The sequence below is a fragment of the Exiguobacterium sp. S3 genome (assembly GCF_018617295.1).
Lineage (GTDB): Bacteria > Bacillota > Bacilli > Exiguobacteriales > Exiguobacteriaceae > Exiguobacterium > Exiguobacterium profundum.
Genome location: NZ_JACSJW010000001.1, coordinates 733,161 through 755,741, shown reverse-complemented (window position 1 = coordinate 755,741; position 22,581 = coordinate 733,161). Strand labels below are relative to the sequence as shown.

The window sequence follows — 22,581 nt, the reverse complement described above, 5'->3', positions numbered from 1 at the left end:
TCGATGCAAGAGAAAGGGGAAGATTGGAAATGTACGCACTGATTGGAAAGCTTGTCACGAAAGCGGGGCAACGCGACAGACTAGTGGCAATTTTGTCGGAAGCGGCGCGGGAGATGGAGGCGACATCGGACTGTGAATCGTATCGGGTTCACGTGTCGCTCGATGAGGCGGATACCGTATTTGTCTATGAAGTATGGCGAAATGAGGAGGCGCATGCGGCGTCGTTGTCGCTTGTTGAAGTGAGGGCGTATATCGATCAGGCGAAGCCAATTCTCGAGCGGATGGAGCGGATTGCCGCACTCGAACTCCGGAGATGACCAAGAAGGAATAAAAAAGACGGATGGCCAAGGGTCGTCCGTTTTTTGCAGGAGAAATGGCGAGATGTCGAGAACATGACAGGATTCGGAAAGGAGGGAACGCATGCGTCCACTCATACTCGGTGTCTTCGCCGCCTTGTTTTTTGCGAGCACGTTCGTGTTGAACGAAGTGATGCAAGTCGGAGGTGGCAGCTTTGCCTATAGTGCCTCGCTCCGCTTTTTGTGGATGATTCCGTTATTGCTAGTTGTAGTCGCATTTCGTGGTGGACTCAAGCGAGTCCTCTCAGCATTGAAAGAAAGTCCTCGTCCGTGGATTCTTTGGGGGACGGTCGGGTTCGGACTATTTTACGTCCCGATTTGTCTCGCAGCCGAGGTCGCACCCCCGTGGCTGATTGCGGGCACATGGCAAGTGACGATTGTCGCCGGAGCACTGTTGTCCCCACTCTTCAAGAAGGCAGACGGAACACGGGAGCGAATCCCATGGCGCGGACTTCGCTTCTCGGTCTTGATTCTCATTGGGGTCGTAATGATGCAAGTGGAGTTTTTCGAGTCGTTCGAACCTCGGTTCATTTGGCTTGGGGTCGTGCCGGTCATCATCGCCGCATTTGCCTACCCGCTCGGAAACCGGAAGATGATGCAGCACACGGACCTCGACGTGTTCGAGCGAATCCTCGGAATGTGTCTCGGGTCACTCCCGGTCTGGCTCCTGTTGTTCGGTTACGGGTTGACGACGGGGCGTCCCTCATCGAGTCAGCTCGGGCAGACATTCCTCGTCGCCCTGTTATCCGGGGTTGTCGCGACCGTGCTATTCTTCATGGCGACCGATCTCGTCAAACATGACATGGGAAGACTGGCGTCCGTCGAAGCGACGCAAGCGCTCGAAGTCCTGTTCGCGCTCATCGGGGAACTGGTCTTCCTGCATGCCGTCATGCCATCGCCAATCGCTTTGTCCGGGATCGCGCTCGTCATGGTCGGGGTCGTCTTCCACAGTCGGAGTCAGTTTATGGAGCTTCCGACCGTGGTCCGACAAGAGGCATAAAAAAATCCCCTCAGTCTTTTGAGCGAGGGGATGGTCATTAACTTGTTGTCAAACTGCCTTTGACTTTGTCATAGAAATCATCCATCATACCGGTACGGCTACCGAGTTGGCAGATCAGTTCGAGCGTTTCTTTATAGAACTTCTTGACGAGTCCTTTGTTTTTGACGCCATCCATTGATGCGAGCGTCTGATCGAGATTCTCTAAAATCTCTTTGATTTGCGCGTCTGAGTCCGGTTTGACGACTGTCATATTCTCGGGGATGCTGACGACTTTTTCTTGACCTTGGTGACGGAACGATGCACCGAAGCCAAGGTTCTCGATGAAGAGGTGCGGCATCACTTTTTGACCGAAGAAATGCTTGTGCCAGTCCGTTGCTTTCATCGTGTCCATGTCCTGTTTGAACGTAGATGCCGTGGAGACATATTGTTTAAACAAATCCGTCATGAATTTCTCGATGACCGGGATTTGAAGGGCGAAGACGTTTTTCAAGAGCGCGTCGAGCTGAGCGCGTGTCAAAGTAGTTTCGTTAGACATGTCAGTTCCTCTTTTCTATAGTACGTTACTACCATCGTATGGGATTGACGGACACTCGTCAATGTAAGGGGAAACATTTTTTCAGAATATTTAATGAAAAGTCGTTAACTTGTGGGATAATCAAGTGAAGACATTAACAAGTGAGGAGTGGTTCTTGTGAACAAATCGATGAAGTGGGCGCTCGCGCTCGGTGTGACAGGTGCATTGGTGGCGACAGTTGGTGTCGTCTCGTCCCGGGGACGGACAGAGGATACGACTCAGACGATTCGTGACCGTGAGCTCGGTTATGAGATTATCTTGCCGTCGAAGATTGTCGAGGCGATCGAGCGAGGTGATGTCTATATCGAGAAGGCGCAGGACGTCGTCGACATCGGGGACACGAAGAGCTACGGTACGTTCGATTTATACTATAACGTTGAGGACGGGGACGACCAACTCTTGTTCCACCTGGACTTGATCGACCGCGAATTGACTCAAGAAGCGTTCGCGACAGAAATCGGCTACGGCAACTACCTCGGGACGAACGACAAGACGTTCTTCTGGGTCGAACCGACAGAGGCCGTCCCAGGTGCGGAGGCGCATACGGACGAGATTGCCGAGTTGATCGAGACACTACCTGAGTTAGAGTTCCGGACGTTGTAATATGATGAGACTGTAGGCGGCTGAATCGTTTGCAGTCTTTTTAGAATGGGTGGTCGTGTGCGAACGAGAGGAAGGGATTATACAGAAGGATTGATTGTAGCCCTTCTGTTTATCGTTGCGATGTATGTATTTGATTTACCGAAACAAGAGAGCTTGATCACCTTGGCTGTCGTCATCGTCATCTCAGTCACGATGCGAGAAGTGACTCATTTTTTTCAGAATGAACGGAATGACTGAGAGTCTGCTCGCTCCGGCGGGCTTTTTCCTTTGTGCTACAATAACAGATGAGGTGATATGAATGAATTGGACAGTAGAAGAAGTAAGACAGGCAGATGACGTCAAGGCGTTAGAACAAGTGGTCAACGCAAACGACAAGATCGACGTAAAGGTTGGGCATGAGTCGGTCGGGCAGAACGACTATGCGGTATATGACGGGGAGACGCTCGTTGGTTATCTCATGCTTTTCCCGTATCTTCCGAACGAGTATGAAGTGAATGCGCTCGTTCATCCTGAATACCGGAAACAAGGTGTCTTCACGGCACTACTCGAAACGGCAAAACAAGACGCGAAGTTGAACGGTTGCGAAGCATTCACGTTCGTCATCGACCGAAACTCGGCATCCGGGAAAGCGGTGCTCGAGCATCTTCAGGCGGCGTATCAGTTCTCGGAATACAATCTCGTCTTGAAAAAAGCGGAACTCTTCTTGAAGCCGGACGAGGTATCGCTACGTGAGGCGACAGCAGACGACCGTCCGCTCATCATCGCGACGCTCAGCGAGGCGTTCGGAGATCCGGTCGATGTGACGGAAAACATCTATCAACAAATCGATACGCCAGACCGCGTGACGTATATCGGTGAAGTGGACGGCAAACCGATCGGTGTGATTCGCGCCCTTCTTACAGGGGACGACGCGGCAAGCATTCATGCGTTCGGGGTCAAAGCAGGCGAACAAGGCAAAGGCTACGGTACGAAAATGTTGAAACAGATGGTCCAACAACTGTTCCGCATGGGCCGGACGAAAGTCGAGCTCGATGTCGAGACGGAAAACAAGGCGGCGCTCGAGATCTACAAACGCGCCGGTTTTGCGGAGAATGGCGGCTATGAGTTTTACATGATCGAATTATGAGGTGAACCACATGGTGAAAAATCTGAAATGGCTCGGTGCGGCGTTTGAAGCCTTCCTCGGGATTCCGCTTCTTGGCGGTCTCTTTATCATCGGGATGGGCTATTCGCCCCTCGGTTTCATGTTTGTGTACCACGTGATCGTATTGATTCTTTCGTTCAGTCAACTGAATCGATTCTCTTACGGGGCGGCGGTCGGAATTGCGGCCTCGGTGCTCGGCTTCATTCCATTTGTCGGCATGATGCTGCACTGGGCGGCTGCCATCACGCTCGCGATTGACGCGGCGACGACACCACGTCGTGTGGTGCACGTCGAACGTGACGATGAAGCATTCTAACGAAACGTACTCCTTGACGGGGGTACGTTTTTTCATTGACCAAACGTTCAACTGAAAACGCTATACATTCATTGGAAATTGGACGATATAAGGAGTGATGAACACAATGAGGAGGAACAAACAGTGAAAGTATTTAAAAACTTTACGACGCAATTGCTCGCGTGGATTTTGGTCACGTCCTTTATCACGGGCGGAGCGGTCGGCTACATCACCCTATTACTCTTGACGGAACTCGAGATGGAACAAGGTCAAGTCATGCTCGTCGGTACGGTCGTGGCATTACTCATCTCATCACTCGGCGGAATCGTTATTTACTTGATTGCCCGTCGTCCACTGAAAGCGGTCGAGATGGCTTCTGAAAAAGCTGTTGAAGTTGGGAATGGTGATTTGACGGTGCACTTCGCTGACGAGAAGACGACGGATCGTTCAGAGATGGGACGTTTGCTCTTGTCGATGGACAACATGGTCGAACACCTTCGGGAACAAGGCACGAACATGCGTTACACGGCTGACCAATTGACGGGTTCGGCACAGGAAATTGCAGCTTCAGTTCAAGAAGGGAACGTTGCAGGAGAAAGTATCCGTTCGGCGATGGATTCTCTCAACAAAATGTTAGAAGATAACGTCAGTGCGACATATAACTCGATGGACTTGCTCGGAGCGGTCGCGCGTACGATGGAGAGCATCCGCCAAGAGATGTCATCGGCGCTTGATTCGGCGAGCGAGATGCAACAGGAAGCAGAGAGCGGGAAAGGTCTTGCCTCGTCTTCCGTCAATGCGATGCATGCGATTGCTGGGAAAGTGGAGCAATCATCAACACTTAACAGCCAGTTGACGGAAATGACAGGCGAGATCTCACGGATCACGGATGTCATCAGTGACATTTCGGCACAGACGAACTTGCTTGCCTTGAACGCATCGATTGAAGCGGCACGTGCCGGTGAGCATGGGCGTGGATTCGCCGTCGTAGCGGCAAAAGTGAAAAAGCTCGCGGAACAAACGGCGAACTCGACTCAAGAAATCACGGATCTCATCGTAGACGTGAAGCGTCTCGTTGGCGATACATCGTCTTCAATGGCGAACGTCAAAGCAGAAGTGGAGACAGGTGTCGGTTTAGTTGAAAAAGCAGGTGGTGCGTTCGCATCGATTCACAATTCCGCAAATGAAGTATACAGCCATGTCCATTCGGTCGATTCACTCCTCGATGAGTCACGTGGTCAGATCGATTCGGTTGTGACAAACTCGGCAGGCATCGTCGGTATGGTCGAAGAAGCGTCGCGTTATGCGAATGAAGTGACGTCAGCCGCGAGCCAGCAAGCGGCAAGTCTTGGAGAAGTGAACGGGGCGATGTCTGAACTTGTTCGAGTCGCGGAGAGTTTGCAGAATGAAACGGAACAGATGAAAGTAGAAGTGTAATATTAAATAATGAACGACCCATTTATGGGTCGTTCATTATTTTCAGGAAAAATCAAAGAGATAAGGAGGGTTATCTTTGTCAGAACAACATAGTATGAAAATCCCAGCGCACTATAATATTTACTCTGGAGCAGGTGGGCGAGAATTGCGTATTGATTTTTCAACGCCCGCAGGAGGAGTGGATGAGACGACGGGGTTATTAATTTTAGTTCCTGGATTTGGAGGGAATATTGATTCAAAAGTATATACAAAAATGAGAAGTATGTTTGCGGATCAATTCAACTTGATAACGATACAATGTGATTACTTTGGAAGTTCTTATATGCAGTCGACTGATTCAATTAATTTTAGCGACATTACGACTCTAGAAGAATTGTTGACTCATGATGAAATTCAGCAAACAAATACAAACCAATCTCAGCTTTTATCTATATTGTCGACAAAGAACGCTACGTTGCCTGCAAAGGCAAATTTGACTGAAAGTATTGATGAGTTTAATGATATGGGATATATGCAAGCTATTGACTTGATTACATCTATTGAAATTGTTAAGGCGATTGTTAAGGATAATGGTTATTCTTTCGATGAAAAAAGGATAATAGGGTATGGTCACTCACATGGAGCTTATTTATTACATCTAAGTAATTGTTTGTCTCCCCATCTATTCTCTTACCTTATTGATAACTCGGCATGGATAGAGCCGAGTTATATGAAGCAAAACCGAATTCTCTATCAACAAGTCGGAACGTTGACACTTGCTGTTGAGTTTGAATATTTAGCTAAAGAAATCATTGATAACAAATCATATCTTAATTTAGAAAATCTATATAAAAACTACAATGGTTCTGCACAAATCATTTCCTTCCAAGGAGATGAGGATAATTTAATAGATCATATCGAAAAAGAAAGGATTATTAGTTCCATTCCAAGAGCTGAGTTTTCGTTGATAACGAAAGAAAAAGTGGATCAAATAAGATTCAAGTCGAATAATCATGGGTTAGATGCAGATTTTCTTGAGTTATTTTCATGGGCACTCGAAATGGAAAAACCTTTAACGTTGATTGAAGAAATACCGTTGAATTATGAGGTAAACATTGGATCATTACATATAGAGGTTGATTCCTCTGGAGGATTGCCTATCTTTCATTTTCAAGAGTCAAAATAAAGAAAAGTATTTATTTTTATAAAAATGATTAAAGTTCTCTGAAGATGCTCCGATATAGAGTATGGAAACGATAAAACGTTCCAACAAATGTAAGGTGAGGGGCCGGCCTAAACCTTACGTGCTCGGACAAACGGATTTGGAAGAGCGGAAAAACTCAAACCTATGGAGGGAAATTACAATGATTATCAACCACAACCTTAACGCAATGAACGCACACCGTAACATGTCGTTCAACACAACTAACTCTGGGAAGGCAATGGAGAAACTTTCTTCAGGTCTTCGCATCAACCGTGCTGGCGATGACGCTGCTGGTCTTGCAATCTCTGAAAAAATGCGTGGACAAATTCGCGGTCTTGATCAAGCGTCACGTAACGCACAAGACGGAATCTCACTCATCCAAACAGCTGAAGGTGCATTGAACGAAACGCACTCAATCCTTCAACGTATGCGTGAACTTTCTGTTCAATCGGCGAACGATACGAACACAAACGCTGACCGTACAGAACTTCAAAAAGAAGTAACAGAGTTGACAAGTGAAATCACACGTATTGCTAACAATACTGAATTCAACACTAAAGTTTTAATGAGTGGTACATTTGCTGCTTCAGGTGCAGGTGTTAAATTCCATATCGGTGCAAACGCTTCACAAAACATCGAGTTGAGAATTGGTAACATGTCTGCTACTGGTCTTGGTGTAAATGCTGTTACTGTTGCAACGCAATCGGGTGCTAACGCTGCTATTACAACAATTAATACTGCTATTGGTACTGTGTCTTCTGAACGTGCGAAACTCGGGGCGACACAAAACCGTCTTGAGCACACAATCAACAACTTGAATGTTGGTGCTGAGAACCTTCAAGCTGCTGAATCACGTATCCGTGACGTAGATATGGCGAAAGAAATGATGAACTTCACGAAAAACAACATCTTGAACCAAGCTGCTCAAGCCATGCTTGCTCAAGCGAACCAACAGCCACAAGCTGTACTTCAGTTGTTACGTTAAGATTTAATTAAAACCATAAAAAAGGGAAACAGACATAAAGTCTGTTTCCCTTTTTTTAAATAAATTTGTCAGTCTATCGATATTCATATATTGAAATTGTATACTATATACAGATGAACTTTTAAACAAAAGGAGTGCCTTATGTCGCAATTACAAAATATTATTAAAGAGCTTCGAGACATCTCGAATCAACTTGTCTTACTCGCTGAAAGCGAAGCATGGGATGTCATAGATGAGATTGTGGGAATCATTCGACTATTTGGCGAAAATATTCATTCTAATGGAATTCGGACAGTGGAACATGTATCGGAGCTTCAAGCAATAAAACAAGAAAATCCACAACTGTATGCCAATGTTGTCCATGATAATTTACAATTATTGATTAGAGAATATGAGGCATTAATAGAAGTAGAACATCAGAATCAAATCGTCGTCCCGTTCCGTTATCACGAGAACGAGATGGCTCTTGTAAAGCAAAACGGTAGTAGTCATTATTTCGTTAGTGAAACGCTTTTAGAGTTTGAACGGTTGCAAGCCAAGATTGCTGATGACACGGAAGCTATTATACTTTTAGGGTATGGAAGTGGGATGTTTCATACTGAATTGATAAAACAATATCATGTCTTGACGATTGATCCACTCAACTTACCGTCAAATATTAAAGGTGACTCAGTCTTGTCTTTTCTTGATTCGCAAGATGACTATAAAGCGTTATTGCAATCGAAGTTTCAATCGTTTATTGGTTTGAAAACGGAAGTTATCAAACATTCTCTTTATGAGGATACAATAGTATTACTCGAATTATTAAAATTGGTTCGAAATTACTTAAGTGAGAGTCGAATTGATTTAGCGACACGTAAAGTGTATACAGAGAGTTGGTATCAAGAGTCATTTAAAAATGCGAAGTACTTAAAAGAAAATTTAAATCGTCTTTTTAATATCGATTACCTTCAACACCATTTTAAAGGATACGATGCGTTAATGATTGCAGGGGGTCCTTCACTAGAAGATGCAATCCCTTATCTTAAACAGGCTCAGCGCGCATACTATATCATTGCGATTGGTCAGACAGTTAAAGTTTTACTGGAGAATGAAATCCGACCGGACTTTGTCATATCAATTGACGCTGGTGAAGCTAACGCTCATTTCTTCAACGATATTGAAATTGATGTCCCACTTGTCTATTCGTTACAAGTGAATCATCAGATTCCACAGCGAGCAAAGGGGTTACTTGTCCCTTATGCTGATGCTAAAATTACACAAGATTTGCTACCCTATACAAAAACAGCTTTCAGTACGTACCCTACGGTGGCGTTAGCAGCGGTTGCATTTGCGAATTATTTGGACTTTGATTCAATTGGATTGATCGGACAAGATTTAGCATTGCGAGAAGGTGAATATTATAGTGCTTCGGTCAAACAAGCTTCTTCAAACGATGGTCAGTTCACTAAAACGTTATATGACGTACCATTGAATAGTGGTGAGATGGGGAAAACCACACCAATCTTATTTGGTTTTTTAACTAGTTACCAAGCATTAATCAAGTCACAGCTCGGATTAAAAGAAAAACTAGTCAACTACGCGGAGAAAGGTGCTCGAATTGACGGAGTTTCGTATCAATCCCTTGAAAGGCTCCACACCACACCGATTCAAAAAAAGAAACTTGAACAAGTCAGAGAATCAGAATTAAATGTCCCGATTGAGCATGTACAACAATTACTTGATAGTGTGAGCGAACGATTACAAATGCTTGAAAAACGATTGGGTCGCGCTATGAATCAAAAAGCGGTCACAATCGATGAGTTTGAAAAAATGCTACGGGATTGGGATGCGATGATTGAAGCGCCATCTTTCCGAACACATATCATGCCGCTTCAACTCGTCAATTTATTAATCATTCAAAATAAAATTAAATTCCATAATCGATATAATCGAACGAGTGCATTACGTCTTTCGATTTTGTCGCAAATGTTTGAGTCGATTCAAGAACTACAAACTCAACTTCACAAGATAAAACAAGCGTATGCAGAAACTATTAAGTAACAAGTAGCGCCAATCATATATTTATTAGACATTTTGCATGAGAGAGGAAGTATATAAGCATGTTTACAAATCAGACAATTTTAGTCACGGGTGGTACAGGATCTTTTGGGAAAAAATTCATCTCCACCGTATTAAAACAAAACGTAAAAAAGGTCATCGTATTTAGTCGTGATGAGTTAAAACAATATGAAATGGCGCAAGAATTTACAGATCCCCGTGTCCGTTTTTTTATTGGGGACGTTCGTGATAAAGAACGCCTTTATCGTGCATTTGATGGAGTAGATATTGTCATCCACGCTGCGGCGCTCAAACATGTCGGAGCTTGCGAGTATAATCCATTCGAGGCCGTGAAAACAAATATTCATGGTGCTCAAAATATTATTGAAGCGGCTATTGATCGTGGTGTCAAAAAAGTTATCGCACTAAGTACGGATAAGGCTGCAAGTCCGATTAACTTGTATGGTGCAACTAAATTGGCATCAGATAAATTGTTTGTCGCTGGTAACTCTTATGCCGGGGATAAAGACACACGATTTGCTGTCGTTCGATACGGTAATGTCGTCGGAAGCCGAGGCAGCGTTGTACCATTCTTCAAGAAGTTGAAGCAAGACGGAGCAACGGTCATTCCAGTGACCGATGATCGGATGACTCGCTTTTGGATCACATTAGACCAAGGTGTCCAGTTTGTTATCGATAGTTTGACACGTATGAACGGTGGAGAGATTTTTATTCCGAAAATCCCAAGTATGTCGATTCTTGATTTGGCTGAGGCGATTGCTCCTGAGTGCGACATCAAAATTGTGGGGATTCGCCCAGGTGAGAAATTACATGAGGCAATGATTACGGAAGATGATGCACGACACACGTTAGAGTACGACAATTATTTTGTCATTCAACCTGAGTTCCCTTGGTGGAGTGCAGAGTATTCAAATGGTGGAAAGTCGTTACCAGAAGGGTTTACATACGTCAGTAATGTAAACAATCAGTGGTTATCGGTCGATGAATTAAGAGAGTTAGTGAAATAAGGAAGACGGCATAGTCATTTTTTTGATGAGAGGGAGTTTAGATTGATTGATCAACCTGTAAGAAACACGTTTCTGCCTTATGGCAGACAATGGATCGATGAAGAAGATATTCAAGCTGTGGTCGATACGTTACGAGGTGACTTTTTAACAACTGGTCCTGCTGTTGATGAGTTTGAACAAGCAATCGCTCAGTATGTTGGAGCTCGATATGCTGTCTCCTTTTCTAATGGGACGGCCGCCCTACACGGTGCCTGTTTTGCAGCAGGAATTGGTGAGGGGGATGAAGTCATCACCACCCCGATGACTTTTGCAGCTAGTGCGAATTGTGTTCTTTATCAAAAAGGAATACCTGTATTTGCTGACATTGATCCAACGACGTATAACATAGACCCGAATGCGATTGAACAAGCCATCACTCCACGCACAAAAGCCATCATCCCTGTCCACTTTACAGGTCAACCTGCAGCGATGCAGGAGATTCATCGAATTGCCGAACAACATGACTTAGTCGTCATTGAAGATGCGGCTCATGCGTTAGGTGCCACCTATCAAGGGAAACGAATCGGTGCACTAAGTGATATGACGATGTTTAGTTTTCATCCTGTTAAACATATTACTTCGGGTGAAGGTGGAATCATCACGACAAATGATGAAGTGTATTATCGTAAATTATTGCAATTTCGGACCCATGGAATTACAAAAAGTGTTGAACAGTTAGTTGATCACCATGGTCCTTGGTACTATGAAATGCAGTTTTTGGGTTTCAATTATCGAATGACAGATATTCAAGCTGTCCTTGGAACAAGCCAATTGAAGAAGATTGAACGATTTATTGATTTACGAAAACACTATGTTTCTTTATATAATGAGGCATTTCGCGAGTTATCTGAAATTACGATACCGCATCAAGATGAAAGTGGAGAGTCAAGCTGGCACTTATATATCATTCGCTTAAATCAAAACCGGTTAAACGGTTCACGGAAAGAACTGTTTGAGGCCTTATTAAATGAAAACATTGGAGTCAACGTCCACTATATTCCTGTTCATTGGATGCCATATTATCAAGAGCTAGGGTATGAAAAAGGGATTTGTCCACACGCAGAAACGCTATACGAAGATATCATTACACTCCCTCTATTTCCTGCGATGACTGAGGAAGATGTGTACGATGTGATCGATGCGGTGAAAAAAGTGTTAAAACGATATGGGAAGTGAAAAATGGCTATGAAAACGGTGGCGATTATTCAAGCACGGATGGGCTCAACGAGGCTTCCTGGGAAAGTATTGATGAAACTGCAGGGCCGCACGGTGCTTGACCATGTGATTACTCGAGTAAAACAAGCGAAATTAATTGATGAAATCATCGTTGCAACGACAACTTTGAGTGAAGACGATGTATTGTCGGAGGAAGCAAAGCGATATGGTGTTCGTGTATTTCGTGGAAGTTCAGATAATGTACTGAGTCGATACTATGAGGCAGCTACGGAAGCCGAAGCTGACGTGGTGATTCGAATCACTTCAGATTGTCCCTTGATAGATCCTTTCGTAATAGACCAAATGATTGAAACGTATCATAATAATCGATACGACATTGTAACAAATGCGGGCCAGGATTTGAGTAAAAGAACATTTCCACGAGGTTTAGATATTGAAATTTTCTCGAGTGAATTACTAAGCGATGCATTTAATAACCATAGTGAAGATTATCATATAGAACATGTTACACCCTATATGTATGAAAAAAGTCAAAATGTATATCATCATATTAACCCAATAAATGCATCGAACTATCGATTGACTTTAGATACTGAAGAAGACTTAGAACTGATTACAAGCATATATAAGAAACTTTATACAGGAACTCACTCATTTTATTTATCTGAAATTTTAAATCTATTGGAAAATAATCCAGATCTAAGTATCATCAATTCTCATATTGAACAAAAAAAATATTAATGTAGATCTGACAAAGGATATGTATTTGTATGAATATTATAATTTTCACTGAGGGTGGAAACGATAACGGATTTGGTCATATTTCTAGATGTAGTGCATTATATGATGAAATTGTATTGAGGGGATTGAATGCAAAACTCATTGTTAATACCGATTTAGAAAGAATTGAAATGTTATCCAATAAAGAATATGAGATAGCTGATTGGTTATCTTTATCCTATCTTGAAAGGAATTCATTTGACCAAACATATTGCATCATTGATTCATATATTGCTGATATAGAAGTGCTTGAATATATTAAGTTAAAATCAGTTAATTGTATGTATATTGATGATTACAATAGACTAAATTATCCAAAAGGAATTACTTTGACTCCTGCATTAATCAAAGAATCATCAGTTAAAAATAACGAGAATGAACTGAGCGGACCAGATTATATTATTTTGCGTAAAGAATTCACTAACAAGCGAGAACGAATCATTAATGAGGATGTAAAAAAAGTCCTTGTTACTCTAGGTGGATCAGATGCAAAAGGATTGACAGAAGAAATAATCAAGAAAGTAATTCCCCATTTTCCATTATTCTCTTTTGATATAGTGTTAGGGAACGGAAAAAGCAGTCCTGAACTTATAGACGAAAATAGAATCGAGAATGTAAATATTATTAATAATGCAAGTGCTTATGAAATGAAAGAGTTAATGATTGATTCCGATTTTTCAATTACTGCTGCTGGACAAACTGTATATGAATTAACTGCTACGAATACTCCTTTCATACCAATCAAAACTGCTGAAAATCAACAAAACAATATAAATGGATTGTTTGATTTCAATGTAATTAATTGTTTGATTGACTCAGATGATCCTTTTTGGATTGAAAACTTACTTTTTGAGATTAATCATTTAAAAACTTATGACAGTAGATTAGAGTTCTATCATAAATCAAAAGGTTTAATTGATGGTCGTGGATGTAAGAGAATAGTTGATCGATTGTTAAAGTAGAGGTGTTTGTTGTAATGAGGATGATATTTTGTGGTTTTGGTAAACTAGGAAAAGTTTGTTTAGATACTTTAATTCAAAACAAGTATGATGTTGTGTTTGTATTAACTCATAAAGACATGAGTGAGCATAGTGTGGATTCATACTGTGAAGTTAATAATATTCCCTATTCCTATATAGATGTAAGGAAAGAAGGAAATAAGCTACTGGAACAAATCTTAATCGAGAATTCTATCTATCTAGTGAGTGTAAATTACAGATATATTTTACCTTCTAAAATCATTAATTCTGTGGAGGTGGCTATAAACCTTCATGGGTCATTATTACCAAAATATAGAGGAAGAACCCCACACGTTTGGAGTATCATAAATGGCGAAACATACAGCGGTGTTACTTCACACTTAATTGACGAAGGTGTAGATACTGGAAATATAATTAAGCAGATACGAATTAAAATTGAGGAAGATGATACTGGGTATGACTTGTTGATAAAATTTGAAAAAGAATACCCGGACTTACTATTGGACTCTTTGACAGATATACAGAGTGGAATATTGCCTAAAGTACAGAATGAAAGTCAAGGAAGTTACTTTGGAAGAAGAACTCCTGAAATGGGCTACATAGATTTTTTTAAAAATACTATTGAAGTAATTAATTTTGTGAGAGCACAAGCTAAACCATATCCAGGTGCTTATTATTATTTGAAGAATGGCAGTAAGATAATTATTCATAAAATAATTCAATGCTCTGATTCAATAAGTAACTTGGACACTATTGGCGTAATTGAGAAAATCGATAGTGACTACTATGTACGGTGTAAAGACAATGTTTTAAAAATAGTTGACTATGAAATTATTTAAATGTGATTAACTACGAGGTGTGTATAAGAATGCCTATTAATATTCAAGATATTTTTACAAAGAATACTAAAAGTACATTTATTATCGCGGAATTATCGGCGAACCATAATCAAGATATTCAGCTCGCACTTGATACAATAAAAGCTGCAAAGGATTCTGGTGCAGATGCAATTAAGTTACAAACTTATACTCCTGACACCATTACCATCCAATCAAGTAAAGAATATTTTACAATTAAAAGTGGTACGATTTGGGATGGTCGCACACTTTATGATTTGTATCAAGAGGCCTATACGCCGTGGGAGTGGCATAAAGAGTTGATGGATTATGCAAAAGAGTTGGATATCGTTTGTTTTTCAAGTCCTTTCGACCCTACTGCTGTGGATCTATTAGAAAGCTTACAGGTACCTGCGTACAAAATCGCTTCATTTGAAATCACTGATCTACCACTCATTGAATATGTTGCCTCCAAGAACAAACCAATCATCATCTCAACTGGAATTGCAACGCTTCAAGAAATTGAAGATGCAGTATCCGTCTGTCGTAAAGTTGGAAACGAGCAAATCATATTATTGAAATGTACGTCAGCCTATCCAGCAAAAATTGAGGATGCGAATCTCTTAACGATGCAAAATATGAAAGAGACTTTCAGTGTCGAAGTCGGATTGTCGGATCACACTCTTGGAATCACTGCACCGATCGTGTCTGTCGCGTTGGGCGCGAAGGTGATTGAAAAACATTTTATTTTAGATAAATCAATCGGCGGCCCAGACGCTAGTTTTTCTTTAGAGCCTCATGAGTTTAAAGCGATGGTCGATGCTGTTCGAGAAGCGGAACAAGCATTAGGGCGCGTCGACTATCAATTAAACGAGAAGAAAGTAAAGAATCGTGAGTTCGCACGTTCGTTATTTGTTGTGAAAGATATTCAAGCTGGGGAAGTCTTCACGACTGAACATGTCAGGTCAATTCGTCCAGGACATGGATTGGCTCCAAAACATATCGATTCCATTCTTGGTAAAGTGGCAAGAAAAGATATCGAGCGTGGAACACCAATGAGTTGGAATTTGATTTAGTAAAGTAAATAAGATGATTGTCGAGGCGACGGTTACGTCGCCTCTTTATTATGTGTGAGAAAGAAGAAACTTAAGGAATAAGTATTTTGACCGATATAAGAAATGAGACCATAACATGTGAGGGAGTAGAAGACTATGAATCCGACCATTTCTGAAGTCAGACTTCACTTGCCTTCTTCTGTATTACCGTATGAGCAAACTAAAAATGTGTTCGTTGAGGCCAATCAAACTCAACTCGCCGATGAAGGTATTGTTATTCTTCCGACGCCTCAACACATTACAAAGTTAGAGGCAGCGGTCGAGAAGGCGAATCAAGTCCTTGAAAAGCAACGTACCGGCTTGAAATTTATGAAGCACGAAAAACTGAATGATTATTATATTCAAATCGTCGATGCGAACAATGAAGTAATCCGTGAAATCCCAAGTAAAAAATCAATGGATTTCTTTGCGGCGTTTATGGAGTTTAATCATTTATTCGACGAACGTATATAAAAAAGGAGTGGGCATATGACATCACCAATTCGATTTGGCGGATTAGCCAGTGGAATCGATACCGATAGTATCATTAAACAAATGATGCAAGCAGAACGAATTCCAGTAGATCGTTTAGAACAGAAAAAACAATTGACCGAATGGCGGCGTGACTCTTATCGTGAGGTCAACCGTTCACTGTTAGCATTACGAAACAGCGCGGTCGATATGATGTTCAGCCGAAACTATTACGCTAAAACGGCTTCATCCTCTGATGAATCGCGTGTATCTGTCGTTGCAGGTCCATCAAGTGGAAATGCTTCACTTACTATCAACTCAGCGACGTTGGCTACCTCGGCTTCTCATGTTGCGAGGGCAAATGGTGGAGGCATCACAAATGACACGGCAGTTTCGACACTCGGGTTGGAAGTGGGCATTCGGAAACAAACGTTAACTGCGGGTACAACTGAACTGACGGTGAAGCCGTTACCGAATAATCCGCCAACTTTTACAGATAAAGATGGGAATGCGATTTCGTTAGCTCATACTTACGATGCGGCAACTGGGAAGATTACGTTCGATAGTGGAGTGACAATCCCTGAAGGTGCACAAGTCGTGTATGAAGCCGGCTATCAAGTTCGTTTCCGTAACGAAGACGGTGGAGCTTTACAGACAGTATACGTTGATGAGAATGCTAAGTTTAAAGATCTAGTCACTGCAATGAATGGCACGAAGACGGGAATTAGTACGTTCTTTGATGAAACTTCTGGAAAGATTTCATTAACTCGTAAAAATACAGGTGAACAATCAATCATCGAATTTGAAGGCACTGCAGCTAAAACACTATTTGATCTAAGCGGATTCGTAGCCGGGACGAATGCATCTGTAGATGTGAACGGCATTACGTTGACCCAAAGTTCAAACACATTCACGATTGATAATATGACCATTACATTAAAGTCCTCATTCAGTGATGGCACAAAAGTAAACTTGTCCGCTGCGACAGACACTCAAAAAATCTTTGACGGAATTAAAGGGTTCGTTGATAAATACAATGAGACCATCGACCTCATGAACAAAAAGACACGAGAAGAACGATTCCGTTCGTTTTCACCGTTGACTCAAGCTCAACGTGATGAGTTATCTGAAGACGAAATCAAAAAGTGGGAAGAAAAAGCGATGAGCGGTATGCTCCGCGGGGATACGATTTTACGTGGAACTATGGACAATCTTCGGAGCAAATGGTCGAGTGCTACTGCTGCATCGAATGACATCGACATGTCACGATTGTTCCAAATCGGTCTTTCGACTGGAGCGGATTTCACCAATGGTGGTAAAATCGAACTCGATGAAGAAAAGCTAAAAGCGGCTATCGAAAAAGATCCGGAGCAAGTATATCAGTTGTTTACAGATGCTGAAACTGGATTATTGCCACAAATCCGAGATGCTGCCAAAGATTCGCGCGATACGATTACACGAATCGCAGGAGCGGAAGGTTCTGGCGCACAAACCCATTCGATGGGGAAAGAAATGACCGATATTGATTCGCGTATCAAGCGGTTAAATGATTTACTCGTCGATAAAGAAAACGCCTATTACCGTCGTTTCACAGCGATGGAAACAGCGATGAACCAAGCGAATGCTCAAGCGGCATCGCTGTCACAGTTTTTAGGCGGAGGCATGTAAGAGGAGGAGTTTAAATGGTAGCCAATCCATATGCAGCATATCAAAACAATGCGGTCACGACCGCAAATCCACAGGAACTGACGCTTATGCTTTATGACGGAGCGCTCAAGTTCATGCGCCTCGCCAAGCTTGCAATCGATCAAGGTAACCCTGATTTAAAGAACGTCAACATTCAAAAGACGCAAGCTATCTTTCGGGAACTTCGTCTGACACTCAATAAAGACATCGCTGTCTCAGCGAACTTAGATTCGCTCTATGACTACATGTGGCGCCGCCTCGTTGATGCGAACGTCAAGAACGATACAGCTATCCTTGACGAGGTACTTGATTTTACGACCGAACTACGTGATACGTGGAAGGAAGCGATGAAACTCGCGAAGCAGTCATGAGACCGATTGATGAAATCATCTTAAAGACGCAACGCTTGAAAGAACTGCTCGCACAAGTCCCGGAAGAACCGACGTATGATACATGGATGGAACAAATCCATGAGCTTTTAGATGATCGGGAACAGTTGCTGGCAGCACACGGTCCCGATTTGGAAAAAGCCGATCAAAAGGTCCTCAGGCAACTCGTCGACGATAGTCAAAAGATTTCTCGTCTCATTGAAGCCGAGCACCAGCGTCTAGGGATGACGCTAGGGACAGCCCGGATGGAACGGAAGACTGTCAAATCGTATGTCGACCCATATGAAGACGTCGATTCTAACTTTTCCGGTCTATTTGACCAACAGACGTAAAAAGCTCGAAGGCATGCGCCTTCGAGCTTTTGTGTTAAGAGGCTTTGACTTGTCGACGCATCCGGATGATGAAATAAGAAGCGGTAAATAAAATCAGACCACTCACCGTGAAGTTTAAATAGAGACGTGCGGTATCTTGAAGCGATGTGATTGGCGTAGACCGACCGAACCAGAGAAGTGGTAGGATTGTCACGTGCATAACGCTCCAATGAATGAAGATTTGTTTCTTGAACGACCACTGTTTGACTTCATAAATAACGCTTGTGAGCCCGAGGAAGAAGGCGACTCCTGCGTAGATAAACATTTTATGCACAGCCTCTGTATTCCCTGACCACCCTTGATAGAGAGCAAGTATCGCGAATGGCAGCGACCAAATGAGACTCCGTAGTATTCCTTTTTTCAATAGTTGCATATGAATCTTCCTTTCATCGAATCGTTGTAAATGTATACGGCTGTGGAAAGGAAAAGTTTCATATAAAGGGTATAGATGAAATGACGTCTGTTTTCCGCTATAATCGGGTAAACATCAATGTAGCCGTTGCTTCTTTTCTGGAAAGAGGGAGGGAAACGAGATGCGTGAGAAAGAGTCCAAGATATCGTCACGGAAGCGCCGTTATTTCGTCTATGGTCCAGAGGGAGCGTACGATGAATACGTGGAACGGGACCCGAAACTTGAAGCGTACGTCGAGGACGATACGCCGTTTGAGGATCGTCCTGACCCATACGAGGAAGAAGAGCTGAAATCAAGAGGATAAGTATACATGTCAAGATCCGATTATGGACCTTGACTTTTATTTTACCTGGAACTTTTTCTTAATACGGTTCGGTTTGTCAATTCGTTATATTCGTCTTAACCACAACATCACTTGGATTAAGAAAAGGGAGAGATGAAGATGAACATGAAACGATTTGGCTTACTGGTGGCGGTACCGCTCGCACTACTTGTCGGTTGCGGGGAAGCAGACGAACTGAAGACGACGGCGACGGATACGGAAGAAGTGGTAGAGGCGGAAGCGAACGTACCAGAGGAGACGACTGTTGAAGAGACGGACGTCCAAGAAAGTGAACTCGGTACGAACAAGATCTACATGAAGAATAAGGCACTCACGATCACGGAGACGATGGGTCCGATTCAATTCGCCATCGACAAAGTACAGACGTCACGCCTCACGGTCGCAGAAGCTTATAGCGACTCATTCGATGGACAAGAAGAGGTGACGGTCGTCGCGATGAACATGTTGGTCGAGAATACGGTCGACGAGACGATGAGCTTCCATCCGAACCAGGCAACACTGGTGACGAACACAGGGGAACAGGTGTCTTCGGACTTATGGTTCTCAGATGACGTCGGTGGAGAATTTTTAGGAAAGGTGAAGAAAGAAGGGAACGTCCTCTTCTTCGTGAAAGCAAAACCAGAAGAGCTGACGGACTTGAAAGTCGTCATCGATGGACCATTCAACGAGAACTTCGACAAAGTGGCAGAAGACCGCTACGAATATACACTTAACGTGACAAAATAAGAGTAGGCGTGCCGAATAAAATCGGTACGCCTAGTCTCATGGTTGATTATTACTACACAATAAGCATAGTGGTTAGCATAGAGAATATAAGAAGGGATTCTCATATTTTGAGAGTTCCTTGTATCTTAATTTTTTCATTTTGTAAAATCTTAATTCTTAATGGGTACATATAAATCGACTTTAGATTTTCCGTCGGGATCTTCAGCTGGATTGTTCAAATTGAACTCCAAGGTATTTCTAGATTCGTCCACTGAATATTCGCGTTCTAGTAACCATTCTTCAAAAATATATTTATACGTCTCACTCAGTTTTTCTGGAGTATCGTAGAAATGGTGCACGAGGTATTGACCACCTTCTAGCATTTTAAATTGTATCTCCCCGTGTCCTGTTTTATCAAAGTTTTTAGGAACTGTGACACAAGCATCATGTCTACATTCATGAGGATCAACATCGTTCGGATTATCTAATGAAATACCGATAAATTGACTTGATGGAGGGTAAAGGTTGTGTTCCGTCGCCCAATGTATTAATTTCCCCCAATGTTCTTGTGGTTCAAAATAGCTACCCGTACGTCTGATAAATGCAATTTCAGTCTCAGGCAATTGCTTTAAAGTCATATCCATTTTATAACCCCCATTAAAGTTGACTGATTCAATTGTCTTGATTTCCAAAAAAGTGCTTCATTGAAATAATATCTCGTTGAAGTGTTAGTGTTGCAACAGGAATTATTATTTACGCTGATGCGGCAATGGAATCGACAACACATCCCAGTCGCTCCCGGCGAATAGCTTCGACAGATAGACGATTTGTCCGACATGATACCCATAATGCGACACTTGGCGTTCGATCGCGTCAATCACGGAATGCGCTTCCCCTCGAATCATCACGTTCTTCCCTAAGTCATCTGGTGTCAAATCAGCTAAGAGATTATCCAACAGTTGCCAACGCTCGTCCCAAACCTTCATGAGCTCCGCACGGGATAGCTGCTGGTCCTCGAACTCGGCGTCTCGGTCACGGTCCGGTTTCTCGCCGTCTGTCGTCAAAAAATCGGTCCAACGCGACTTCATGTTATTCGCCATGTGCTGGATGATCAGGGCGAGCGAGAGTGTGTCCGGCGCAAGTGTCTTGTGCAGGTCCTCTTCACTCACTTGGACGAGCGCACGCTCAGCGAGTTGTTTCTGGCTTTTAAACGTAGCACGTACGGTATCGAGATATTGCGTTTCAAACATGAAAAGATCCTCCTCTTCGTATGTATCTGCTTTGAATATACCCCATATCTATCCCACTAAAAATTAAATTAATGTTATAGCAATTGAGATTCCATGTGATACATCCTGCAAGACGTCACCGCATAGTCGACATGAGGGGTACTGGCTAGTCAATGTTGTGTGGATCTCTTATTCATCAATTGTACCGATTGCGTTTGGATGTGAGTGGATGAGTGCGATTTTTTGTATTCAAAAAGTGTGAGACACAAGGTCCCACACTTCTGATTAGGCATGTTCCAATCGAAACTCTTCCCAATGATCACGGGCCTGGTTCCGGATGCGCTCCGATACTTCCTTACTGTTGAGGAGAATCCCATACCAGCGACGCGCGTCCTCGTAGTAGTCGAGCGCGGCCGACAAATCGGCAATCCGCAACATGAGCTGGTCGTACGGTAATCCGGTCCGAATCGGGTCTGTATAAGCTTCTTGCACCTCATTGTATTTATCGAGCGTCCGCTGCATCCATTCTTTTTCAGACGCTGCATCCCCAATCAATCGGTACATCCATACGATTCGCATCCCGAGCATAGCGATGACAGATGGTTTTTGTCCGCTCAATTGGGCCGTCATGACGGCGAACTTATAGAGAAGGATGACGTGCTCATATGAACGGTCGCCTTTCAACACATCCGGATTCACTTGATTGAAGTAGTTCGTCTCAAGCGCTTCTCGGTTATGTTTGCGCACCTTGTCGAACGAGTCGTGGAAGACGAGGTGACAATGGTCACAGACGGTCGGTTCGTATAAATAAGGATTCGGTCCATCATACGTTGTGTAGCCATCCTTCTCAACTTCGAGTGGACGGATGTGACGTGATAAGACACGGTTCGTCTTACTTTCTTGTAAACAATACGGACATTTGACTTTCTTCAAAAACAAATGTTCTGCCATCTCGACACCTCACACATAGACATTGACGAGCAATCCGCGAATTTCACCGACTTGGTCGAGTAGGGAAAGGCGAGAGGCCTCACCCGAGATGACCTGATCTGTCAGCGCGAGGAGTTTTTGGTCGACTTGTTCGACGACCTTATAAATCTTCGCGCGCCCGCGGCGATTGAATCCGCGTTTATCTTCGAGACGGAGTGCCGCGTCTACAGCCTCTTTCATAAAGTCTTTAATCATTTGTTTGTATTCGGCAAGCGCTTCGACAGTCTGACTTTCAGCTAGAAGCTCTCCTTGTTCATGAATCGCAGCGATTTGACGTTGGAAGCGTTCATGCTCCCGGTCTTCGCGCTTCTGACCGATCACATTTTGGAAGGAGACACCGGGTTCGACTTCGGCGCGCTTTGCCTTACTTGAGCCGAGGAGCGATTGCGTCTCCATGATGCGACGAATGTCCATATGGGCAACCGTCCTTTCTTT

At 43.1% G+C, this 22,581-nt stretch carries 28 protein-coding genes; 22 read left to right on the top strand and 6 right to left on the bottom strand.

Annotation, left to right across the window (positions count from 1 at the left end):
- The first annotated feature begins 29 nt into the window (after positions 1-29).
- Positions 30-317 carry a putative quinol monooxygenase gene (locus tag KNO65_RS03925; RefSeq protein ID WP_214781746.1) on the top strand — a complete coding sequence of 96 codons (288 nt, stop codon included), beginning with the start codon at positions 30-32 and terminating at the stop codon, positions 315-317.
- A gap of 103 nt (positions 318-420) precedes the next feature.
- Entirely contained in the window at positions 421-1,356 is a 936-nt protein-coding gene (locus KNO65_RS03920) for a DMT family transporter (protein WP_214781744.1), read from the top strand.
- 37 nt (positions 1,357-1,393) lie between these two features.
- On the opposite strand, the gene KNO65_RS03915 is transcribed toward KNO65_RS03920, so the two are convergent.
- Positions 1,394-1,891: a hypothetical protein gene (locus KNO65_RS03915; RefSeq protein WP_031422805.1), complete on the bottom strand. Its 498-nt coding sequence runs from the start codon at positions 1,889-1,891 to the stop codon at positions 1,394-1,396.
- A gap of 156 nt (positions 1,892-2,047) precedes the next feature.
- Here KNO65_RS03915 and KNO65_RS03910 point away from each other — a divergent pair, with 156 nt between their 5' ends.
- From KNO65_RS03910 to fliT, 18 genes are all read left to right on the top strand, one after another.
- The gene (locus tag KNO65_RS03910; RefSeq protein ID WP_196431017.1) at positions 2,048-2,533 is read left to right on the top strand and encodes a hypothetical protein; all 486 of its coding nucleotides are present in this window, start codon (positions 2,048-2,050) and stop codon (positions 2,531-2,533) included.
- A 57-nt stretch (positions 2,534-2,590) separates the two neighbouring features.
- On the top strand, positions 2,591-2,770 hold the full coding sequence (locus KNO65_RS03905; protein ID WP_214781742.1) for a hypothetical protein: 180 nt from the start codon (positions 2,591-2,593) through the stop codon (positions 2,768-2,770).
- Between the two features lie 61 nt (positions 2,771-2,831).
- Positions 2,832-3,659 (top strand): GNAT family N-acetyltransferase, encoded by an 828-nt coding sequence (locus tag KNO65_RS03900; protein ID WP_214781740.1) that lies wholly within the window; start codon positions 2,832-2,834, stop codon positions 3,657-3,659.
- Positions 3,660-3,669: 10 nt separating this feature from the next.
- Positions 3,670-3,993 (top strand): hypothetical protein, encoded by a 324-nt coding sequence (locus KNO65_RS03895; protein WP_214781738.1) that lies wholly within the window; start codon positions 3,670-3,672, stop codon positions 3,991-3,993.
- A 123-nt stretch (positions 3,994-4,116) separates the two neighbouring features.
- Positions 4,117-5,409, top strand: coding sequence for a methyl-accepting chemotaxis protein (locus KNO65_RS03890; protein WP_214781736.1), 1,293 nt, complete (start codon positions 4,117-4,119; stop codon positions 5,407-5,409).
- 76 nt (positions 5,410-5,485) lie between these two features.
- On the top strand, positions 5,486-6,574 hold the full coding sequence (locus KNO65_RS03885) for a DUF2920 family protein (RefSeq protein WP_214781734.1): 1,089 nt from the start codon (positions 5,486-5,488) through the stop codon (positions 6,572-6,574).
- 178 nt (positions 6,575-6,752) lie between these two features.
- Entirely contained in the window at positions 6,753-7,577 is an 825-nt protein-coding gene (locus tag KNO65_RS03880; protein ID WP_214781732.1) for a flagellin N-terminal helical domain-containing protein, read from the top strand.
- A gap of 141 nt (positions 7,578-7,718) precedes the next feature.
- On the top strand, positions 7,719-9,620 hold the full coding sequence (locus KNO65_RS03875; protein WP_214781730.1) for a motility associated factor glycosyltransferase family protein: 1,902 nt from the start codon (positions 7,719-7,721) through the stop codon (positions 9,618-9,620).
- A 59-nt stretch (positions 9,621-9,679) separates the two neighbouring features.
- Positions 9,680-10,645, top strand: a complete 966-nt coding sequence (gene pseB, locus KNO65_RS03870) for a UDP-N-acetylglucosamine 4,6-dehydratase (inverting) (RefSeq protein WP_214781728.1) — start codon at positions 9,680-9,682, stop codon at positions 10,643-10,645.
- Positions 10,646-10,687: 42 nt separating this feature from the next.
- Entirely contained in the window at positions 10,688-11,860 is a 1,173-nt protein-coding gene (gene pseC, locus KNO65_RS03865) for a UDP-4-amino-4,6-dideoxy-N-acetyl-beta-L-altrosamine transaminase (RefSeq protein WP_214781726.1), read from the top strand.
- Between the two features lie 3 nt (positions 11,861-11,863).
- Positions 11,864-12,601, top strand: a complete 738-nt coding sequence (locus tag KNO65_RS03860; RefSeq protein WP_353047418.1) for a cytidylyltransferase domain-containing protein — start codon at positions 11,864-11,866, stop codon at positions 12,599-12,601.
- A 29-nt stretch (positions 12,602-12,630) separates the two neighbouring features.
- Positions 12,631-13,602, top strand: a complete 972-nt coding sequence (locus KNO65_RS03855; RefSeq protein ID WP_214781724.1) for a PseG/SpsG family protein — start codon at positions 12,631-12,633, stop codon at positions 13,600-13,602.
- A 14-nt stretch (positions 13,603-13,616) separates the two neighbouring features.
- Positions 13,617-14,459, top strand: coding sequence for a methionyl-tRNA formyltransferase (locus KNO65_RS03850; protein WP_214781722.1), 843 nt, complete (start codon positions 13,617-13,619; stop codon positions 14,457-14,459).
- A 29-nt stretch (positions 14,460-14,488) separates the two neighbouring features.
- Positions 14,489-15,532 (top strand): pseudaminic acid synthase, encoded by a 1,044-nt coding sequence (pseI, locus tag KNO65_RS03845; protein ID WP_214781720.1) that lies wholly within the window; start codon positions 14,489-14,491, stop codon positions 15,530-15,532.
- A gap of 135 nt (positions 15,533-15,667) precedes the next feature.
- On the top strand, positions 15,668-16,024 hold the full coding sequence (locus KNO65_RS03840) for a flagellar protein FlaG (RefSeq protein ID WP_159562655.1): 357 nt from the start codon (positions 15,668-15,670) through the stop codon (positions 16,022-16,024).
- 15 nt (positions 16,025-16,039) lie between these two features.
- Positions 16,040-17,689: a flagellar filament capping protein FliD gene (fliD, locus tag KNO65_RS03835; protein ID WP_214781718.1), complete on the top strand. Its 1,650-nt coding sequence runs from the start codon at positions 16,040-16,042 to the stop codon at positions 17,687-17,689.
- Between the two features lie 14 nt (positions 17,690-17,703).
- Positions 17,704-18,078 carry a flagellar export chaperone FliS gene (gene fliS, locus KNO65_RS03830; RefSeq protein ID WP_074036234.1) on the top strand — a complete coding sequence of 125 codons (375 nt, stop codon included), beginning with the start codon at positions 17,704-17,706 and terminating at the stop codon, positions 18,076-18,078.
- Entirely contained in the window at positions 18,075-18,428 is a 354-nt protein-coding gene (gene fliT / locus KNO65_RS03825) for a flagellar protein FliT (protein WP_074036236.1), read from the top strand. Before fliS ends, fliT begins: the two co-directional genes overlap by 4 nt.
- Positions 18,429-18,462: 34 nt before the next feature.
- Here fliT and KNO65_RS03820 read toward each other — a convergent pair whose 3' ends face one another.
- Entirely contained in the window at positions 18,463-18,840 is a 378-nt protein-coding gene (locus KNO65_RS03820; protein WP_214781715.1) for a DUF3021 family protein, read from the bottom strand.
- Positions 18,841-19,000: 160 nt separating this feature from the next.
- Between KNO65_RS03820 and KNO65_RS03815 the strand changes: the two genes are divergently transcribed.
- Together KNO65_RS03815 and KNO65_RS03810 are read left to right on the top strand one after the other, a co-directional pair.
- Positions 19,001-19,183 (top strand): hypothetical protein, encoded by a 183-nt coding sequence (locus KNO65_RS03815; RefSeq protein ID WP_214690645.1) that lies wholly within the window; start codon positions 19,001-19,003, stop codon positions 19,181-19,183.
- 138 nt (positions 19,184-19,321) lie between these two features.
- Complete coding sequence (locus tag KNO65_RS03810; RefSeq protein WP_078147330.1) at positions 19,322-19,948, top strand: hypothetical protein; 627 nt, start codon at positions 19,322-19,324, stop codon at positions 19,946-19,948.
- 149 nt (positions 19,949-20,097) lie between these two features.
- On the opposite strand, the gene KNO65_RS03805 is transcribed toward KNO65_RS03810, so the two are convergent.
- The 4 genes from KNO65_RS03805 to KNO65_RS03790 all read right to left on the bottom strand — a co-directional run bounded on the left by KNO65_RS03805 (position 20,098) and on the right by KNO65_RS03790 (position 22,560).
- A complete protein-coding gene (locus KNO65_RS03805) occupies positions 20,098-20,571 on the bottom strand; it encodes an AraC family transcriptional regulator (RefSeq protein WP_214781713.1) in 474 nt (157 codons plus the stop codon).
- A 105-nt stretch (positions 20,572-20,676) separates the two neighbouring features.
- Positions 20,677-21,177: a DUF1572 family protein gene (locus KNO65_RS03800; RefSeq protein WP_214781711.1), complete on the bottom strand. Its 501-nt coding sequence runs from the start codon at positions 21,175-21,177 to the stop codon at positions 20,677-20,679.
- Between the two features lie 264 nt (positions 21,178-21,441).
- Complete coding sequence (locus KNO65_RS03795) at positions 21,442-22,107, bottom strand: DUF2225 domain-containing protein (RefSeq protein ID WP_214683860.1); 666 nt, start codon at positions 22,105-22,107, stop codon at positions 21,442-21,444.
- Positions 22,108-22,116: 9 nt separating this feature from the next.
- Positions 22,117-22,560, bottom strand: coding sequence for a YaaR family protein (locus KNO65_RS03790; RefSeq protein WP_074036246.1), 444 nt, complete (start codon positions 22,558-22,560; stop codon positions 22,117-22,119).
- Positions 22,561-22,581 lie beyond the last annotated feature (21 nt).

Excerpts from the sequence above, each read along its gene's own strand:
- KNO65_RS03925 (WP_214781746.1), top strand. The coding sequence starts at position 30 with ATGTACGCACTGATTGGAAAGCTTGTCACGAAAGCGGGGCAACGCGAC.
- KNO65_RS03920 (WP_214781744.1), top strand. The coding sequence starts at position 421 with ATGCGTCCACTCATACTCGGTGTCTTCGCCGCCTTGTTTTTTGCGAGC.
- KNO65_RS03915 (WP_031422805.1), bottom strand. The coding sequence starts at position 1,891 with ATGTCTAACGAAACTACTTTGACACGCGCTCAGCTCGACGCGCTCTTG.
- KNO65_RS03900 (WP_214781740.1), top strand. The coding sequence starts at position 2,832 with ATGAATTGGACAGTAGAAGAAGTAAGACAGGCAGATGACGTCAAGGCG.
- KNO65_RS03895 (WP_214781738.1), top strand. The coding sequence starts at position 3,670 with ATGGTGAAAAATCTGAAATGGCTCGGTGCGGCGTTTGAAGCCTTCCTC.
- KNO65_RS03880 (WP_214781732.1), top strand. The coding sequence starts at position 6,753 with ATGATTATCAACCACAACCTTAACGCAATGAACGCACACCGTAACATG.
- KNO65_RS03875 (WP_214781730.1), top strand. The coding sequence starts at position 7,719 with ATGTCGCAATTACAAAATATTATTAAAGAGCTTCGAGACATCTCGAAT.
- pseB (WP_214781728.1), top strand. The coding sequence starts at position 9,680 with ATGTTTACAAATCAGACAATTTTAGTCACGGGTGGTACAGGATCTTTT.
- KNO65_RS03860 (WP_353047418.1), top strand. The coding sequence starts at position 11,864 with ATGGCTATGAAAACGGTGGCGATTATTCAAGCACGGATGGGCTCAACG.
- KNO65_RS03855 (WP_214781724.1), top strand. The coding sequence starts at position 12,631 with ATGAATATTATAATTTTCACTGAGGGTGGAAACGATAACGGATTTGGT.
- KNO65_RS03850 (WP_214781722.1), top strand. The coding sequence starts at position 13,617 with ATGAGGATGATATTTTGTGGTTTTGGTAAACTAGGAAAAGTTTGTTTA.
- pseI (WP_214781720.1), top strand. The coding sequence starts at position 14,489 with ATGCCTATTAATATTCAAGATATTTTTACAAAGAATACTAAAAGTACA.
- KNO65_RS03840 (WP_159562655.1), top strand. The coding sequence starts at position 15,668 with ATGAATCCGACCATTTCTGAAGTCAGACTTCACTTGCCTTCTTCTGTA.
- fliD (WP_214781718.1), top strand. The coding sequence starts at position 16,040 with ATGACATCACCAATTCGATTTGGCGGATTAGCCAGTGGAATCGATACC.
- fliS (WP_074036234.1), top strand. The coding sequence starts at position 17,704 with ATGGTAGCCAATCCATATGCAGCATATCAAAACAATGCGGTCACGACC.
- fliT (WP_074036236.1), top strand. The coding sequence starts at position 18,075 with ATGAGACCGATTGATGAAATCATCTTAAAGACGCAACGCTTGAAAGAA.
- KNO65_RS03820 (WP_214781715.1), bottom strand. The coding sequence starts at position 18,840 with ATGCAACTATTGAAAAAAGGAATACTACGGAGTCTCATTTGGTCGCTG.
- KNO65_RS03815 (WP_214690645.1), top strand. The coding sequence starts at position 19,001 with ATGCGTGAGAAAGAGTCCAAGATATCGTCACGGAAGCGCCGTTATTTC.
- KNO65_RS03810 (WP_078147330.1), top strand. The coding sequence starts at position 19,322 with ATGAACATGAAACGATTTGGCTTACTGGTGGCGGTACCGCTCGCACTA.
- KNO65_RS03805 (WP_214781713.1), bottom strand. The coding sequence starts at position 20,571 with ATGGATATGACTTTAAAGCAATTGCCTGAGACTGAAATTGCATTTATC.
- KNO65_RS03800 (WP_214781711.1), bottom strand. The coding sequence starts at position 21,177 with ATGTTTGAAACGCAATATCTCGATACCGTACGTGCTACGTTTAAAAGC.
- KNO65_RS03795 (WP_214683860.1), bottom strand. The coding sequence starts at position 22,107 with ATGGCAGAACATTTGTTTTTGAAGAAAGTCAAATGTCCGTATTGTTTA.
- KNO65_RS03790 (WP_074036246.1), bottom strand. The coding sequence starts at position 22,560 with ATGGACATTCGTCGCATCATGGAGACGCAATCGCTCCTCGGCTCAAGT.